Below are 15,969 nucleotides of genomic sequence, written 5' to 3' on the forward strand. Positions count from 1 at the left end.
TATTGTTAGATCGGGCATTGATCCGTGAGGATGCCTAGGCTTAATATACCTAACTGCAGTTCCAAAAACAATAAGACCCGGAAATATATTTTTCTTCCAAAAAGCAGAAATGTGTCAACTGTTAGTTGTCGGAAGGCGGAAATTCATCGTTTTCCGCGAAATCCTGGGAAAAATCGGGCGTAATGAATTCCTTGCAGTACTCCGCAACCTGTTCCCGGAGCTTGTTTCCTCGGGCCTTGCCCAAGAGTATTTCGATGTCCTCCAGAGGGGCGGCCATGAAGGCTTCGGCACTCTTGTACTTGGAAAGAACTTTCACGCGGGTCTCGTGACCGACGCCAGGCTGTTTAAGCCATTCCACTTCCAAGTCCTTCTTGCGCTTGCTGCGCTGGTAGGTGATGGCGAATCGGTGGGCCTCGTCACGGGCGTTCTGCAAAAGCTTTAGGGCGGGGCTGGTTCGGTGCAGCACGATGCTCTGGCGTTCATCGGGGAATACGATTTCTTCCAGGCGCTTTGCTAGCCCGATAAGGGGGAGGTCCTTGTCGTGGCCTAGCTCCTTCAGGATCTGCATGGTGGCGTCTACCTGGCCTTTACCGCCATCGCATACCCACAGGTCGGGCATGGGGGTGCCTTCGTCTTCCAGGCGGCGGATACGGCGGGTCATGACTTCGCGCATGCTGGCAAAGTCGTCTACGCCTTCTACGGTCTTGATAATGAACTTACGGTAGTTGGCCTTGTCGGGCTTTCCGTTCTTGAAGGCCACAAGGCTTGCCACGGTGTTCGTTCCCGACAGATGGGAGATGTCCACGCACTCGATGCGGAAAGGCGTCTTCTTGAGGCCAAGGACTTTCTGCAGTTCAAAGACGCTCTGGTCGATTTCGCTGTACTTTTGGACCTCTGCACGCATTTCCACCAGGATCATGTCAGCGTTGGCGCCAGCCAGTTTCAGGAACCCAAGTTTTTCTCCTCGTTGGGGAACGTTGAAGAAAACCTTTCTGCCGGCTTTTTCCGTAAGGGCGTCGCTGAGCAGTGTGGCGTCCTCGGGCAGGGCGATGTCGGTGGCAATCTCCTTCGGGATGAAATCCTGGTCCAGGTACCAGTTCAGGATCATCTGGCGGAAGATTTCGGTCTCGTCGTCTTCTAGGGCGCATTCTAGGCGGTAGTGCCTGCGTCCGGTAAGAACGCCCTCGCGGTATTCCAGGATCACTGCGGCAGCCAGCGTTCCGTTGCGGCGTAGTGTGACGATATCCAGCGAAAGGTTGGGGTCGCTGGTATCTGTCTTGGCGTGAATTCCCGTAGACTGAAGCGCTTGGATGGCGTCACGTTTTTTTGCCGCGGCTTCAAAGTCTAGATTGGCCGCAGCCTCCTCCATTTCCTTTTGCCAGATTTCCTGGAGGTCGTCTCGCTTGCCCTCTAGCAGAAGCCTTGCCTGCATTACGTCCTTGTAATACTCCTCCTGGGAGACAAGGCCTGCGCAGGGCGCCTTGCAACGGCCTATGTGGTAGTTGAGGCAGGGGCGCTGGGGTGTTCGGGCCGGCAAGTCCATGGTGCATTCGCGGATGTTGAATAACCTTGCGCAAATGTCTTTTAGTTTGTCTACATAGCGGGAGCTCATGTAGGGGCCGTAATACTGATTGCAGTCTTTTTTTACGGAACGGGTCAGGAATAAACGGGGGAAGGGCTCGCGAACGCTGAAGGCTAGGTAGGGGAAATGCTTGTCGTCCTTTAGCAGTACGTTGTACTTTGGAGTGTGCTTGCGGATCAGGTTTGCTTCAAGGATCAGCGCTTCTTCTTCAGTTTCGGTAATGATCCATTCGATGTCCCGGATGTAGGGGAGCATCAGGGTTGCCGCACGGTGCCCGTTGTGTTCTGTACCGTCGAAGTAGCTTCGCACGCGGTTCTTCAGGACCTTTGCCTTGCCGATATAGATGATCTTGCCCGAGGCGTTTTTCATGATGTAAACGCCCGGTCGGTCCGGCAGCTCGTCGAGCCTTCGTTGGATATGTTCATTTACCGAAATCATCTGCAGTACGGCTTTTCTTTTTATTTGAAATTTAGTTATCTTATGAAGGTAAAAGTCTACAAGAGAATTCAACTCATGGAGCAAAGATGAATTTAGAAAACATGAATGTCCTTTCCCAGAAGATCGAAGGGGTCCTGGGAACTGTTCGCACCCTTAGAGAAGAGAACGCCAAGGTCAAGGCTCAGTTGGCTTCCGCCCAGGCTGCTCTTCAGGATAAGACGATGCTTTTGGATTCTGCCAATCAGAATCTCGCCGGCATGAACGCCGCCTTGACCGATGCAAAGGCCGCCCTTGACGCCCGTGCAAACCAGGCTGCAGCTCTTGACGAGTCCGTTACCGCAAAGCAGGCAGAAATCAATTCCCTTAGCGAGCAGCTCAATGCGCAGAATGCCGCTGTGGCAAGCCTCCAGTCCCAGCTGCAGGAAATGAGCGAAAAGATTGCGGCTCTTAACGCAACTGTAAATGAAAAGCTTGTTTCCATTGCGAACCTTACCGAACAGCTTGCTGCAAAGGAACAGGAACTTGCTTCCAAGAACCAGGAAATTGAAGTCAAGGATCAGGAACTCCAGGCCCAGGCCGATGAAATCGCCGAAGCTCAGGAAAAGTTCCAGCAGCTTGTTTCCACCATCGAAACTGAACTGGGTACGGAGCTGCCCATTGTAGAAGCAGACGAAATGCCTGCTGACGAAATCTCCGACGAAGAATCCTTCATCGATGCTGCAGACGTTCCTGAAATGAATCAGGAGCCCGAAGTCAAGGCTGAAGACGTTGTTGAAGAACCTGAAATCCTTTCCAAGGAACCTGCAAAGAACAATGCGAGCGGGGAGGGCTCGCAGACAAGTTTTTTTAGGTTGAACTGGCTGATGGATGCTGATCCCTTCGGCGTAGGAATGAAATAATGGCAGAAATTCAAGCTCTTAGATCTGTAAACGTCAATGTTGCGCAGGAAAGCATTCAGATTCGCACGGACTTGCCCGATGCGGAGCTGAAGGAGATTGCGGACTTCATTGACCAGCGTTTTGGACGTTCCTCCAAGTTCCAGATGGACAACCGCAAGCGTCTTGCTCTCTTGGCTGTGGAACTGTCTTCCGAAATTTTTGAATTGCGTAAGCAGTTGCGTCGTGCGAAGGTCTACTATGAACAGACTGAGCAGGACCTTAAGAATCTTGCGCTTTTGCTGGACGAGGGAATGAGTCACACGGGCTCCGACGGTATCTAGTGAATGCTTGAATAATCTGGCTAAGGCCAAAACAAGAAACCCCGCCAAATGGCGGGGCTCTTTTTATGGATAAAGTTTGACTTGATTACTCGCCCTGAACGCAACGGACGTTGTAGCCGCGTTCGGACATTGCGTGGAACTCGTATTCCTTTGTTCCGTCGTCGGCGTAGTTCTTCAACTGGACGTACTTGTTGTCGGCAACCCAAAGGTAACCCAGCTTCTTGTCGTCGCCGAATTCGGTTATTTCGCCGTTTTCAAGTTTGAAGCGACCGCCGAAATTCCACCATTTCCATTCCTGGCTCTCGATTGCGGCTTCGAACTCTGCTTCGGTAGGCAGACGCCAGCCATCGGGGCATGCCTTGAGGGCTCCAGAATAGCTGTAGTAACCGCCGTAGGTTGCGCACATGTCGTCACTACCGCTGCCGGAGCAGTAATATCCGCCCTTGACTGCGTAGTTGATGTTCTGTGCCATCCACTTCTTGCCGGCAATGTCAACAAGGGGGTAGCTCTTCTGGTCGCGCTGGTCGAGCATCTGGTTGCCATTGATCACAGGAGGTGTCGGCTGGCTTGAGCTCATGTTGATGTCTATGCTTGCTATAGAAGAGGAACTTGCGGGTGCCTGGACCGCCTCGCAGGGTTCGTTCCAGCAGAAAACGCCGCTACTGTAGTTCGGAGTCTCGTAGGAACCGGCGCTGTTGATGACCACCTGTGTGTGAATGGTGTCATGAACTACGCCTCCGGTGCCATTGTCGACGGAACCAGAAGGCTTTGCCGCGGAGGACGAGGACCTCTTGACTGAAGATGAAGACGAAGGTGAGTTACCCGCGTCCGAGGAAATTGCCACACTGGTGTCATCCGGCGCAGAAAGAGTTGCTGTGTCGGAGCATCCTGAAAGGCACACTACACCCACTAATCCCAAAAATGCAGTGATCTTTTTCATGTGCCTAAATATAGTTTACAAATCTTTTTTGCACTTGCAAAAAGTTTTTTACTATCTTTTTCGTCACTATGACGAACGTTGAAATTTTCGACACCACCTTTGCTATGACCATTTTGGTCATTATGGCTCTTTGCATCCCCACCATCCTGCTCCTTGCCAACTGGATTCTTCATCCGGGCAAGATCAAGGATACCTCCATCAAGGGTACTTCCTACGAAAGTGGTATCGCCCATGTTGCCGGTACCTCCAACGAACGTTACCCGGTTAAGTACTACATGGTGGCAATGCTGTTCCTGGTGTTCGACCTTGAAGTAGCGTTCCTCTACCCCTGGACCATCCAGTTCCTCGCTGGTGGCTGGGAACTTCTCTATGTGCTTTTGGCATTCCTGGTTATCCTCGAAGCCGGCTACTGCTACCTGATGAAGAAGGGTGTCCTCAACTGGACCCGCGTTCAGGACTAGTACTAGCGTAGATTATTCTATCTCAAAAATGACGGTCGCAAGTCCAACTTGCGGCCGCCTTTTTTATTTGAAGTGTCTGTTAGAATGCCTGGCGGATGTAGACCGTCAGTGCCAGATGCTCGTTGTCGATCCAGGAGAATTCGCCTCGGGCGTAAAGGCTTTCCTTGAGGTTCAGGGCCAGTTCGCCTCCGAACCCGATGGCTCGGTGCCACTGATTTCGGAGCAGTTCGCTGAAGTGGTCTCCGACCTTTCCGCCTTCGAAGAAGATGTCTCCGGCCAGTCTCCAGAACAGGACCTTTCTCAGTTCCGCCTGCAAAATCAGGGATTGATTGTCGCGGAAGTAAAGACTTTCCACACCGCGGAACCTCTTGACTCCGTCGGGCCCGGACAGTTTATCGAAGGGGGTGTCGCCGCTGGTGCGCTGCCACAGGGCGCCTACGGCCATGGAAGTCTTCCAGAACAGATAGGTGTAACCTCGCAGGTCCAGGGTCTCGGTCTGGTAGCTGTAGTCGCCGATCAGGTCACTGTAGAACATCTGCTGCCATTGCAGCAGGAACCCGTGGCGGGCCCAGTTCTTGTTGTCGCGGGTGTCGTAGGCCAGCAGGTAGCCAAGTCCGTTACGGAAGCCGGAATTTGCGTCGGGGGCGGCAATGTTGTTTGTTACTTTATCTGCACTCTCGTCAAGGAGGTAGGTGCCGTCGAGGTCTTTGGGGTCGCCCTGGTCGTCACGAACGCCTTTGCTGTCGGACTTGCCGCTTCGGAAGCTGATGTCGGCGTATTCCAGGTCTATTTCCATGCCGTACTTGAAACCCTTGGGAAGGATTTCGGAAATACCCAGGTTGGACTCCAGTTCAAGGCCTACGTTAAGCTTTTGGCGGTCGAAGAGAATGTATTCGTCGAAGTCCGGATTGTTCCCCATGCCGAAGTAGCTTGCCACCCAGTCCTGGTAACGCAGATTGAACCAGCCACTGACCTGGTCGTGCATCAGGTAGAAGTAAGGCGTGAACATGAAGCTGTATTGACCGCGGCTGGTACCCTGGACGGAAATGTCTATCTCGGGGACTTCTCCGCCGGGAGCTTCGGGCCGGAAGAACACCAGCGCCATGGCTCCGTACTGCAGCTTGGTTTCCTCGGAATACCCCAGGATAGGCAGCGCCGAGAACCTTTGGAATCCGTCGTCTTTCGCGGATGTGGAGTCGGCTGCGGCCGCCACCCCTGCCAGGGCGAGAATAGCTGCATGTAAGCACGGGGACAATTTCATTACATTGAAATATAGTCTTTTAAAGGTTGAAACACTCCTGCAATCTATCTATATTTGCGGAACAACTTTAAACCAAAAGGCAATCTTATGTCAGATCGTTTTATCGTGACCGGTAACTTCACCGATGATCCGTTCGCCATCGACATGGCCCAGTACATTGGTCTTCGTGAAGATATTTCCGACGTGGTTTCCCTCAAGACCTTCGCCAACTCCGAATTCTGCCCCCGCTATATGCTGGATGCCGATGACATCGAACATATCGGTCGCCGCCTCGAAGGCAAGATTGTCCTTATCTGCTCCGTTTCCAACCACGAACGCAGCCGTAACGACTACGCCATGCGTAACATGATCCTCGCTCGCGCCGCCAAGGACAATGGTGCCGAACAGGTCGTTCTCGTGGAACCGGACTTGTTCTACTCTGCACAGGACCGCGGCCCGCACCGCGTTGGCGAACTTGAAAAGGATCGCCCGGATGCAGACCTCAAGAAGTTCGACGGCCAGGCTTTCTCCAGCATGCTCTATGCTGAACTCCTGAAGAAGTCCGGCGTGGACGCTGTGGTCACCTGCCACAACCACTCCATCAAGGTCCAGAACCTCTTCAACGACATTTTCGAAGGTCACTTCCACAACCTGATTCCGACTGACGTTTACGCTCACTACATCAAGAACAGCAACTTCGTGCAGTGCGGTAAGGATGGCAACAACCTGGTGATCGTCTCCCCGGACAAGGGCGCACGCCCCTTCATGAACGCTGTCTACGATGCTCTCCAGCTCCCGGAATGCAAGCGCGTGGTGATGGACAAGGTCCGTACCGGCGAACGTGAAATCTCCATGACCTTCAACCCGGAACTTTCCGACATCAGCATCGACGAAATCGAAGGCAAGGACGTGATCGTATTCGACGACATGGTCCGTACCGGTACCACCATCGTTCAGTGCTGCGAACACATCAAGAAGGGCAACCCCAACCGCGTGTGCTTCGGCGTCACCCACTTCCACACCAGTGCAGAAGCTCGTGAAAAGCTGAACAGCCCCGCAATCGACGAAATTCTTACCACCTCCACCCTGCCGGATATCATGAACCGTGACTGCCAGGGTCGTCTCCGTAAGAAGCTCACCGTCCTCAAGCTGGGTAAGTGGATTGCTCGCCACGTGATGCAGATGTACGGCATGGACGACGGTCGTTTCGAACGCGACTTCTACAAGATCGACATGTCCTCCAAGAACCCCCGTTGGCCGCCTCAGCAGTACTAATTTAGGCTCGAGGCTCGAGGCTCAAGGTTCGAGTTCGAGCTCGCGCGGCATAAGGCTCGCGGAATTCGCATTTAAAAAATCCCCGGACGTTCTGTCTGGGGATTTTGCTTTTTATGCCAAACCACTGTTGCACTGGCCTTCGGGGATTATTATTTGGCGTTTCGTCAGTTTTGTTGAATCTTTTTCCCACGAATTTTTTAAAAATGATTATTTTATAGACACAAAGGCTGAAGAATAAACCTCCAACCATTCAATAGGTGCCTATGTCGGCAAAAGTGACTAGCAGCGATCGCGTAGAAGAACTGTTCCCGGAAACCCCGGTCCGTAAGATTATAACTCCCATCGAGCGCCTGATGCAGGTGGAAACCACCGGCGGCATTGTGCTGATTATTATGACGGTGGCGGCTCTCCTCTGGGCTAACTTCGGTACCCACGCCTATCATCACGTTTGGCATCTGCCCTTTGCTGTGAATATCGCCGGCTATGACCTTGCTTCCCTGCTGGGGATCAAGGAAGGCTTCAACCTTCACTGGCTCATTAACGACGCCCTCATGACCATCTTCTTCTTCAACATCGGTCTTGAGGTGAAGGGCGAAATGACCTACGGCGAACTTCGCGACCCGAAGGCTGCCAGCCTGCCCATTATCGCGGCTGCCGGCGGTATGCTTTTCCCCGCATTGATCTACCTGGCTATTAACGGACTGACTGGCACGGATGCCGCCCGCGGTTGGGGTATTCCTACTGCCACTGATATTGCCTTCGTGGTTGGCTGTATGGCGATCCTTGGCAAGAAGGTTCCCCACGCTCTTCGTGTCATGATCCTGACCCTTGCCATTGCCGATGATATCGGCGCAATCCTGGTGATTGCCATCGGTTATCCCAGCGGCGACGGCTTGAACTTTGCCGCCCTCGGAACCGGTATCGCTCTCCTTGTCTTGATCAACGTGCTGTTCCGTATCGGTGTCCGCAACCTTCTGCTCCACTGCCTCGTTGGTGTTGCCGTATGGGCCTTCTTTGTGAAGTCCGGCGTTCATCCCACCATTGCCGGTGTGCTGCTCGGCCTTTCTGTTCCTGCCAAGGCCGTGATTACCAGCGGCAAGGTCCGTAGCTTTGTAAGCGGTGTGGACCATGTCCTCTCTGGCGAAACCAAGGATGAAAACGAAAAGTACCGCGTGTTCTCTTTGCTGAAGAAGGCTTCCAGCGACAGTATCTCTATGCAGGAACGCCTCTACAAGTCCCTGGCCCCCTGGGTCAACTTCTTCATTATGCCTCTCTTTGCTCTTTCCAACGCCGGCGTGGAAATCAAGCTTGGCGGTGTGGAAGTCCCGGTTATGGGTGCTGTGGCTCTAGCTCTTGTCTTTGGTAAGCCCATTGGCATTTTCCTCTTCAGCTTGATTTCTGTAAAGGTCGGCATTTCCAAGAAGCCCAGCTACAGCTGGAAGATTCTTTGGGGTGGTGGCATGCTGGCCGGTATCGGCTTTACCATGGCCCTGTTCGTTGCTAGCCTCGCCTTTGACGTGGGCGACCGTCAGGACTCCGCAAAGCTGGGTATCCTGCTTGGAAGCTTCAGTGCCGCAATCCTTGGAACCATCTACATGAGTGTGGTTTCCAAGCCTGGCAAGGACGAGCCTGAAGGCCATGGTCATCACTAAGGTTTAAAAGCGGGGTTCGCCCCGCCTTTTTTTTCACCCTTACAATACATCCTTCACTCTTCATTCTTCATTGAAACACATGTCGCACTTTGTCTACATGCTCCGTTGTCAGGGAAGCCGTATCTACACCGGGTACGCAGTAGATGTTGCTGCCCGTTTTGATCAGCACAGGAACGGAAAGGGGGCCAAGTTTACCAAGGCATTTCCGCCGGAATGTATTTTACGTTATTTCATCCTTGAGGAGAAGGGTTCTGCCCTTCGACTGGAAGCCCGGATAAAGAAAATGCCCCGGCCGCAAAAGGACCTGCTTGCTCAGGGTTGTCGGAAAATCTTGGAGATGTTATCGGAGGAACTAGGTTTTGCCATAACCGATGGGGGAAATGACCCTTCTGAAAAATCGGATGGCCCGTCTTAAAAAGACTAGTCCTTGTTGTTGGCCTTGCGACGTTTGTTCTTTTTAAAGTATTCAAGGCCTTGATTGTGTTCTGCTACCATTTTTGCCGGGGCTTTCTGTTGGTCGAAGATTCTGCAGGCTTCGTTCAGTAACTCACCCATGTCTATGCCGACGGCTTTGGTATAGTAGTGTAAATTCAATATGGAGGGGAGACTGTTGCCGTTTTCGATCTTGCTAACCCACTGGCGATGCTTGCCGACTTTAAGAGAAAACTCCTCCTGGCTATGATGACCGTCATCACGCCTTTTTTTGAGAAGAATCCCCAATATTTTGGATAGCTCTTTTAAGTCATTTCCGTCTTCCATACAGAAACAACTTATTAGGAATTTTTAGGGGAAAATGCGCAACGAAGTAGTTGCGATTTTTAGGGCTTCATTGTAAATAGTTGTTTGTATTTACTAGGCGATGATTAGATCTACGGCCAGGTAGATGGCCATGGCGATGCTACAGACGCTGACAAAGTTCTCTACGAACTTGTTGCCTTTCTTGCGCTGCAGGGAACTCCCGAGGTAGCCTCCGAACCAGGCGCCGGCTGCCATGACGATGGCGACAGGCCAAAGGATTTTGCCTGCGATGCCTAGGGCTATGGTACTGAGAATCAGGAATATGGTTGTGAGCGCGTTCTTTAAAGCGTTTACGTGGATGGGGTCGAGGCCGGTATAACGCGTGAGGCTGAATATCTGGACGAAACCGACACCCACCTGCACGATACATCCGTAGATGGACACTAAGGCGAAACCGATGGCGCCGCCAGGGGTGAGCCTTTCCGGAGGTGTAGCGGGAGGTTTGCCCAGGATATCTTTACGCAGCCTGCTCATGACGACAACAAGGCAGATAACGCCTGCCAAAATTGCCTGGAAGGCCTTGTCCCCGATATTCACCAGGAAACATACGCCGATGCATGCGCCTATAAAGGACGGTATAAAAAGCTGCTTAAAAATTTTCTTGTTCAGGTAGCCATGCTTAGCCAGATTGTGGACGCTGCTCAGGTTCCCGATGATAAGCCCGATTCGGTTGGTTCCGTTTGCAACGGTAGGCGGCATTCCCAGGAAAATCATGATGGGCAGGCTCAAGGTGCTGCCGCCGCCGGCGATACTGTTGATGAGACTGACGACTGCGCCCAGGATGAAGAAGGCGGGGTACTGTGCGTACTGCCAAATTTCGGTACTGGTTAGGCTATCCATGACAGGCTCTAGCGTTCAATTTCCTTTTCAAGGAAAGTCTTGTTGTCCAGGACTTTCTGCATGTTGTTGTATTCGGGATATTCCTGGATGCAACGGTCAAGAGGCGCGATGGCTTCTTTCAGCAGTTGCTTTTTCTTTGCGGCGTCCTTTTGCTTCTGGGCCTTGGCGAACAGCTGGCTAGTGGTCTTGCGTTCTGCGTTGCAGAAGGCTTCTGCCAGCTTGTTGTATTCTTCCATGGCTTCCTTGCGGAGAGAACTTACCTTGAGCTTGTTCAGGATTTCCTTGGCTTCTGCGAACTTGGATTTTTCGATAAGTTCCTTTGCCTTCTTAAGGGCTTCTGCCGGATCGTGGGATTCCCAGTACTTGACGGCTTCGGAATCTGCAGATTCTGCCATGTTGCGAATTTTGTCGATGAATTCCTGAACCTTGAGGGCATCGGCGAAGTCGCTATATCGCATTAGGAATTCTTCGGCCTTCTTGAGGGCTTCTGCAAATTTTGCCTGGCTATTGGCAAGGCTGTTAATTTGTTCAAATTCCTTCTTTGCCTTGTTCAAGGTGTTTGCGTAAGCGGTCTGCTTTTGGATTTTGGCCCAGCTTACGAGGGAATCGCCCGGGGCTTTTGCAATCAGGCTGTCCACCGCTTCGCTTACCAGGCTGTAGGCGGCCTGTGCTCGGTTCATATTCTGGATTTCAAGGACCATGGGCTCGAATGCCTTGGCCTTTTCTGCGCGGGTCTTGCCGAACTCGTTCAGCATGGAGTCTGCCTGGGCTTCCCACTGGTTCCATAAGGGCTTGATGACTCTGAAACGTTCCAGGTAGGCGGAGGCGGAATCTTCCTTGCCCTGCTTGTACAGCGAGTCGGCGAAGGCGAGAATTTCGTTGGCCAGGGCGGGGAAGGCTACGTAAGGATCCGGCGGGAGGATTGCGTTTGCAGTATCTGCCGGAATGGAAGATGTTGCCGAACTGGAAGCGATTGCAGAGCCGGAGGCTGCGGAACTAGAAGCAGCGGCGGAGCCAGAAACAGTTGCAGAGGCGGAAACTGCGGCGGGGTCCTTCTTGGATTCTACCGCGATAGACGAGGGCTTGACGGGAGCGGCGGCCTGCGGGACTTCGCCTGCAGTGGAGGAATTGGCCTGCTTGGAATCGCTGGACTTGGCCTCGGTTGCAACGCTTGTGCTTGACTCCTGTACGGAGGCGGCGTCACTGGGAACGGACTGCTCCTGAGGCAGGCCGGACTCTGTGCAAGGAGCGGGGACTGAACCTGCACAGGCGCTAAGCGAGATTGCCGCGGATAAAATTGCGGGGGCTGCAAGAACTTTTCTGATTTGCTTGTTCATAATAAGATTCCCTTTGCCTTAAAGCTTGATGTTACTCTGCCTCGATAGGAACGAATGCGTTTCCGCTAAAGCCTTCGGGCAGATCCCACTCGTCGTCCTTGGGCATGGCGGCGGGCTTTTCTGCCGCCGGTGCTGCCGCGGGCTGGGAAACTGCAGGTTGTGCGGCCTGCACCACGTTCTGTTCAGTGGTGGCGGCCTGTTCGGTTGCAGCGGGCTGTACCTGGGCTGCGTCGCCAGAAGCGGTTTCTGCTGCTGCGGTATTCTGTTCGGCAGGTGCCGCAGGTTCTGTGCCCGGCATAGGCAGGCTGATCATGATGCCGCTTTCTGCGGCGGATTCAGCAGCGATCGCCTGCACCTGCGGCGGCGTAAAGCCCGGAACGTCCAGCCATGGGAGCGGACGTCCCTGGCTTGCGCTTGCGCCAGCCAGCGCCATGCCCGTCATGGGGTCGACCGTCAGCTGGCCGCGTTCGTTGGTAAGTACCAGGGGGACTTCTCCAGCGGCAAGCATGCTGATATCCAAAAAGTCAATCTTCTTTGCCACGCCGAGAATCTCGATTTCTTCCTGGGCAAATGCCGCCCACTGGGGAAGGCCGCCGGAGGAACCTGCAATTCGTGTACGGCCGGATTTCAAGGGCTTGTTGTCGTCGAAGCCCACATAGCTACCGATGGCTACCACAGAATCCGCGGCGAGTCCGTTCTTGCTGTCTACATACGTGGGGATGGCGCCCATGAAGGCTACGTTACGGTAGTCGTTGGTTGTACCCGTCTTACCGAAGGCCGGGTACCGCAGGGTGGTCGCCTTGTCCGGGGAAGTAACGGTCAGGTTGTTGTACTGGCTGCGGGCCGTACCGTTCACAAATACGGAGTGGAGCATCACAGCCATCTGGGTGGTAACCGTATCGTCAAGCACAGTCTTGCTTTCGGTGCTGTTCGTAAAGATTACGCGGCCGTCACGGTTCTTGATTTCCTTGATGAAGCAGGGGTCCGTCCAATCGCCATCCTTGCACTTAAAGATCTTTCCGGTAAGGAGCGCCTGGTAGGCGGTAGAGATTTCCACCAGGGTGATTTCGTTTACGCCAAGAGGCATGCTGAATACTTTCTGCAACTTCTGGTGGATGCCGATCTCCTTTGCGAATCGGGCGTATTCCGCCATGGAGAGGGAACGTCTGTAGTCGGGCCAGTACCGCACGTGCTCGGCGTCCAGGTAGTCCGCCTCGCCGTCCACGGGCTCGATCATCGTATTCAGGCGCTTAAAGTCTGCCAGTGTGAATTCGCCAAGGAGCTGTACGGATTCCAGGGGAGGCAAGGAGCTGGCCACATCGGGGTCAAGTTCCTTTGCCTCGCGGGCACGAAGGATTTCGTAGTAGTTCTTGAAGTTATGGTTAATGAACTTGATGATGTCGGCGTCTTTCTTGGCCTGCTTGAGGGCCACGTCGTTGTAGGTGCCGTAACGCAGGTTCAGCACGGCGCGTGCCTTGTCGTCCTTGCCTTCGTTCCTGTAACGTTCGGCCAGGGCGTCGCGGGCCTTGGTAAACTCGATTTCACGCTTGACATCTTCCTTCATGGTAAGGCCGAACTTGTCGCGGAGCCTTGCAAAGTAGGACTTGTATTCTTCCTCGGCTTCCCGGGCGTATCCGTTTTGCGCAGCCACTTCGGCAAACTCGTCGTCACTCAGCTTGTCCAGCAGGTGTTCCAGGAGCCAGATGCTGGCGATGTTTTCGGAACGGGTGGCAGACCAGGCGATGCTTACGTAGTCACCCTTGTTCTTGTGGTCGGGTCTTGGGAAGTAGAACTGGTTCACGTACTGGAAAACGTTGAAGTCGTTTTCCACAGGGTCCAGGTAGTTCCAGTGGTGCTGTAGGGCCAGGGCATAGAGCAGGGGCTTCCAGCTGGAGCCCAGCTGACGAATCGCCTTGAAGCTACGGTCATAGCCTGTGTTGTGGAAACCGCCCTGGGTGGCAATGACGTTACCGTTATGGATAGCGAAGAGACCGCCCTGGAGCACAGGCTCCGTTTCAATCTGGCAGGGAGCGTAACCATCTACGGTCTTGTCGTCAAGAACGCTCACCAGCAGGATGGCGTCCTTCTTGAGCTGGCTTGCAAGAATCTTGTTTACATCGGCCGGGTGCCTGGAATCGCCGCTCACCTTCTTGGCGAAGTCCTTTACGGATTCCTCGGTAACGATACCCTTCAACTGACCGAAGCTCAGTGTAAGAGACTTGAGCTTGCCTTGGGCATCCACCATGATGCTGTCTACGGCGCCGTAGAGGTAGTCACCCTTGCGGGCGCTCTGGGCCTTGTTTGCAAACTGTGCCTTGGGCAAGGTAAAACCGCCCAGCTGCATCTGGAGTCCGCTGATGTTTGTCTGCAGGGCGCGCTTGGCGGCGTCCTGTGCCTTGGCGTCCAAGGTGGTAGTAATGGAGAGCTGGGCCTTGCGCCAATCGTCGATACCTTCCTTGTCGAAAAGCTTGTTGAAGTACTCGCCGTCCAGCTTTTCCTCGATGCGTTCCAGGATGGTGCTTACGCTAAAGCGGAAGTTGCCGTGGTTGAATGCCAGGGGCTTGGCCAGGGCGTTGTCCATGTCTTCCTGGGAAATGTATTCCTCTTCCACCATGCGGCCAAGGACATAGCGAAGGCGTTCCTCGCCGCGCTTGATCGCCTTTTCGCGACGTTCGGTGCTGCGCTGGATAAAGGGGTCGTAGTTGAAGGGACCCTTGACGGAGCCTGCGATAAAGGCGCACTCGGCGAGAGTCAGGTCCTTCAGTTCCTTGTTGAAGAAGTACTGCGCTGCAATGGCCACACCCTTGCCCGTACCGGAAACGTGGAACTGGTTCAGGTAGAATTCCAGGATCTCTTCCTTGCTGAAGTGACGTTCCATGCGGAGGGCGTTAAGCAACTCCTTGCCCTTCTCCTTGATGGAACGCTCCTCACGACCGAAGATGTTCTTTACGGTCTGCTGGGTCAGTGTGGAACCACCCTGGCGCATGTGGCCGCTCTTGATGTTGCTTGCCATGGCGCGGGCAAAACCGTAAATGCTGAAACCGTCGTGGTGCCAGTAGCCGGCATCTTCGGCGGCGATAAGTGCGTTGACGATGTTCTTGGGAATGTCACCGTAGTTCACGTACACGCGGTGGTTTGCGTCAAAGAAGGCACCCAGCAACTCGTCGTTGTTGTAGTAGACTCGGGTTTCGCCCGAGAGAACCTGCATGATGTTCTTTTTGTCGAACTGGTTATCGGGATCCTGGTCCGGAAGCACCTTGAAAACCAGGATATAGAGGGGGATGCAGCAAATAAGGCCAACCAATGCCAGCGCTGCGACGATTTTGAACAGTTTACTAAGGAGTCGCATAGCTAAAATCTAGAAATTTTGGGGGTACCCCTTGAAAAATCCGTCGAATATATGTAAAATTGGGGTCTCCAAGATGGGAAGATGGCCGAGCTGGCCGAAGGCGCGTCCCTGCTAAGGACGTATAGGACTTAATCCTATCGCGAGTTCGAATCTCGCTCTTCCCGCTGCAAAGACCCCTGGCGAAAGCTGGGGGTCTTTTGCTTTTATTTTTATTAAAAATTGCCCGAAATGGGTCAAAATCCCTTTTTTACTTGACTTTTGGCGCCCAAAAAACGATATTATGCGGTGAAAAAACGATTTTTAAGGAGAAATCCGAATGAAAGCATCTAGTTTCATCACGGGCCTTGCCCTGGGCGCAGCCGCAGCCGTCGCTGTTGTCAAGAAGTTCAACTTGGTAAAGTCCGGCGAAAGCAGCGCAACCGACGCCTCCGAGAGCCCGGCCCTCAAGGATGCAGAGAACGCTGTAGAAACCCTCCGCAGCTCCGTGGACATTCTCCGCAAGGAACTGAATACCCGCATCGAGTCCGAGCAGACCTACGCAGCCGAATGCGAAGACCTTAAGGACCAGGTGGCCAAGAAGGACGTTGAAATCCGCAACCTCCAGAACATCTGCGACAAGCAGGCCGGCCTCACCAAGAAGCTGGAAGTGGAACTGGACGACGTCAAGGAAAAGTAGTCCCCGACGCATAGGGCGAAAGTCCAACAAATTTGATCCGGAGCCAAGAGGCCCCGGATTTTTTTTGCTCCGCAACGCTCGGCTTTGGATTTTTTTTTAGAAAAAAGGTCGCCTATAAAGGGTCGGAAGGTGGAATTTGCGTCTCTAAAATTGTAAATTTGA

General features: G+C 53.4%; 14 protein-coding genes and 1 tRNA gene. 8 read left to right on the forward strand and 7 right to left on the reverse strand.

The genetic code is table 11. The features are described from left to right. Positions 1-121: 121 nt before the first annotated feature. On the reverse strand, positions 122-1,951 hold the full coding sequence (uvrC, locus tag MJZ26_04125; protein ID MCQ2104962.1) for an excinuclease ABC subunit UvrC: 1,830 nt from the start codon (positions 1,949-1,951) through the stop codon (positions 122-124). Positions 1,952-2,106: 155 nt separating this feature from the next. Here uvrC and MJZ26_04130 point away from each other — a divergent pair, with 155 nt between their 5' ends. Together MJZ26_04130 and zapA are read left to right on the forward strand one after the other, a co-directional pair. Next, positions 2,107-2,919: a hypothetical protein gene (locus MJZ26_04130; protein MCQ2104963.1), complete on the forward strand. Its 813-nt coding sequence runs from the start codon at positions 2,107-2,109 to the stop codon at positions 2,917-2,919. Continuing rightward, entirely contained in the window at positions 2,919-3,239 is a 321-nt protein-coding gene (gene zapA / locus MJZ26_04135; protein MCQ2104964.1) for a cell division protein ZapA, read from the forward strand. The genes MJZ26_04130 and zapA overlap by 1 nt, the downstream gene beginning before the upstream one ends. 85 nt (positions 3,240-3,324) lie before the next feature. On the opposite strand, the gene MJZ26_04140 is transcribed toward zapA, so the two are convergent. After that, positions 3,325-4,179: a hypothetical protein gene (locus tag MJZ26_04140; protein ID MCQ2104965.1), complete on the reverse strand. Its 855-nt coding sequence runs from the start codon at positions 4,177-4,179 to the stop codon at positions 3,325-3,327. A 68-nt stretch (positions 4,180-4,247) separates the two neighbouring features. Between MJZ26_04140 and MJZ26_04145 the strand changes: the two genes are divergently transcribed. Then, entirely contained in the window at positions 4,248-4,640 is a 393-nt protein-coding gene (locus tag MJZ26_04145) for an NADH-quinone oxidoreductase subunit A (protein ID MCQ2104966.1), read from the forward strand. A gap of 79 nt (positions 4,641-4,719) precedes the next feature. On the opposite strand, the gene MJZ26_04150 is transcribed toward MJZ26_04145, so the two are convergent. Beyond that, a complete protein-coding gene (locus MJZ26_04150) occupies positions 4,720-5,895 on the reverse strand; it encodes a BamA/TamA family outer membrane protein (protein ID MCQ2104967.1) in 1,176 nt (391 codons plus the stop codon). Between the two features lie 93 nt (positions 5,896-5,988). Between MJZ26_04150 and MJZ26_04155 the strand changes: the two genes are divergently transcribed. The 3 genes from MJZ26_04155 to MJZ26_04165 all read left to right on the forward strand — a co-directional run bounded on the left by MJZ26_04155 (position 5,989) and on the right by MJZ26_04165 (position 9,222). After that, a complete protein-coding gene (locus tag MJZ26_04155; GenBank protein MCQ2104968.1) occupies positions 5,989-7,155 on the forward strand; it encodes a ribose-phosphate pyrophosphokinase in 1,167 nt (388 codons plus the stop codon). A gap of 263 nt (positions 7,156-7,418) precedes the next feature. Continuing rightward, positions 7,419-8,807, forward strand: coding sequence for a Na+/H+ antiporter NhaA (nhaA, locus tag MJZ26_04160; protein ID MCQ2104969.1), 1,389 nt, complete (start codon positions 7,419-7,421; stop codon positions 8,805-8,807). Positions 8,808-8,904: 97 nt separating this feature from the next. Then, entirely contained in the window at positions 8,905-9,222 is a 318-nt protein-coding gene (locus tag MJZ26_04165; GenBank protein MCQ2104970.1) for a GIY-YIG nuclease family protein, read from the forward strand. 5 nt (positions 9,223-9,227) lie between these two features. On the opposite strand, the gene MJZ26_04170 is transcribed toward MJZ26_04165, so the two are convergent. The 4 genes from MJZ26_04170 to MJZ26_04185 all read right to left on the reverse strand — a co-directional run bounded on the left by MJZ26_04170 (position 9,228) and on the right by MJZ26_04185 (position 15,131). Next, positions 9,228-9,566 (reverse strand): helix-turn-helix domain-containing protein, encoded by a 339-nt coding sequence (locus tag MJZ26_04170; GenBank protein MCQ2104971.1) that lies wholly within the window; start codon positions 9,564-9,566, stop codon positions 9,228-9,230. 93 nt (positions 9,567-9,659) lie between these two features. Further along, positions 9,660-10,445, reverse strand: a complete 786-nt coding sequence (locus MJZ26_04175) for a sulfite exporter TauE/SafE family protein (GenBank protein MCQ2104972.1) — start codon at positions 10,443-10,445, stop codon at positions 9,660-9,662. An 8-nt stretch (positions 10,446-10,453) separates the two neighbouring features. Beyond that, positions 10,454-11,782, reverse strand: a complete 1,329-nt coding sequence (locus tag MJZ26_04180) for a hypothetical protein (GenBank protein ID MCQ2104973.1) — start codon at positions 11,780-11,782, stop codon at positions 10,454-10,456. Between the two features lie 31 nt (positions 11,783-11,813). Next, on the reverse strand, positions 11,814-15,131 hold the full coding sequence (locus tag MJZ26_04185) for a transglycosylase domain-containing protein (protein MCQ2104974.1): 3,318 nt from the start codon (positions 15,129-15,131) through the stop codon (positions 11,814-11,816). 75 nt (positions 15,132-15,206) lie between these two features. Here MJZ26_04185 and MJZ26_04190 point away from each other — a divergent pair. Continuing rightward, positions 15,207-15,295: transfer RNA gene (locus MJZ26_04190), tRNA-Ser, on the forward strand. 152 nt (positions 15,296-15,447) lie between these two features. Next, positions 15,448-15,807 (forward strand): hypothetical protein, encoded by a 360-nt coding sequence (locus MJZ26_04195; GenBank protein ID MCQ2104975.1) that lies wholly within the window; start codon positions 15,448-15,450, stop codon positions 15,805-15,807. Positions 15,808-15,969 lie beyond the last annotated feature (162 nt).

It is taken from the genome of Fibrobacter sp., from assembly GCA_024398965.1.
GTDB lineage: Bacteria > Fibrobacterota > Fibrobacteria > Fibrobacterales > Fibrobacteraceae > Fibrobacter.

Excerpts from the sequence above, each read along its gene's own strand:
- MJZ26_04175 (MCQ2104972.1), bottom strand. The coding sequence starts at position 10,445 with ATGGATAGCCTAACCAGTACCGAAATTTGGCAGTACGCACAGTACCCC.
- MJZ26_04130 (MCQ2104963.1), top strand. The coding sequence starts at position 2,107 with ATGAATTTAGAAAACATGAATGTCCTTTCCCAGAAGATCGAAGGGGTC.
- MJZ26_04195 (MCQ2104975.1), top strand. The coding sequence starts at position 15,448 with ATGAAAGCATCTAGTTTCATCACGGGCCTTGCCCTGGGCGCAGCCGCA.
- MJZ26_04185 (MCQ2104974.1), bottom strand. The coding sequence starts at position 15,131 with ATGCGACTCCTTAGTAAACTGTTCAAAATCGTCGCAGCGCTGGCATTG.
- MJZ26_04180 (MCQ2104973.1), bottom strand. The coding sequence starts at position 11,782 with ATGAACAAGCAAATCAGAAAAGTTCTTGCAGCCCCCGCAATTTTATCC.
- MJZ26_04145 (MCQ2104966.1), top strand. The coding sequence starts at position 4,248 with ATGACGAACGTTGAAATTTTCGACACCACCTTTGCTATGACCATTTTG.
- uvrC (MCQ2104962.1), bottom strand. The coding sequence starts at position 1,951 with ATGAAAAACGCCTCGGGCAAGATCATCTATATCGGCAAGGCAAAGGTC.
- MJZ26_04165 (MCQ2104970.1), top strand. The coding sequence starts at position 8,905 with ATGCTCCGTTGTCAGGGAAGCCGTATCTACACCGGGTACGCAGTAGAT.
- MJZ26_04140 (MCQ2104965.1), bottom strand. The coding sequence starts at position 4,179 with ATGAAAAAGATCACTGCATTTTTGGGATTAGTGGGTGTAGTGTGCCTT.
- MJZ26_04155 (MCQ2104968.1), top strand. The coding sequence starts at position 5,989 with ATGTCAGATCGTTTTATCGTGACCGGTAACTTCACCGATGATCCGTTC.
- zapA (MCQ2104964.1), top strand. The coding sequence starts at position 2,919 with ATGGCAGAAATTCAAGCTCTTAGATCTGTAAACGTCAATGTTGCGCAG.
- MJZ26_04170 (MCQ2104971.1), bottom strand. The coding sequence starts at position 9,566 with ATGGAAGACGGAAATGACTTAAAAGAGCTATCCAAAATATTGGGGATT.
- nhaA (MCQ2104969.1), top strand. The coding sequence starts at position 7,419 with ATGTCGGCAAAAGTGACTAGCAGCGATCGCGTAGAAGAACTGTTCCCG.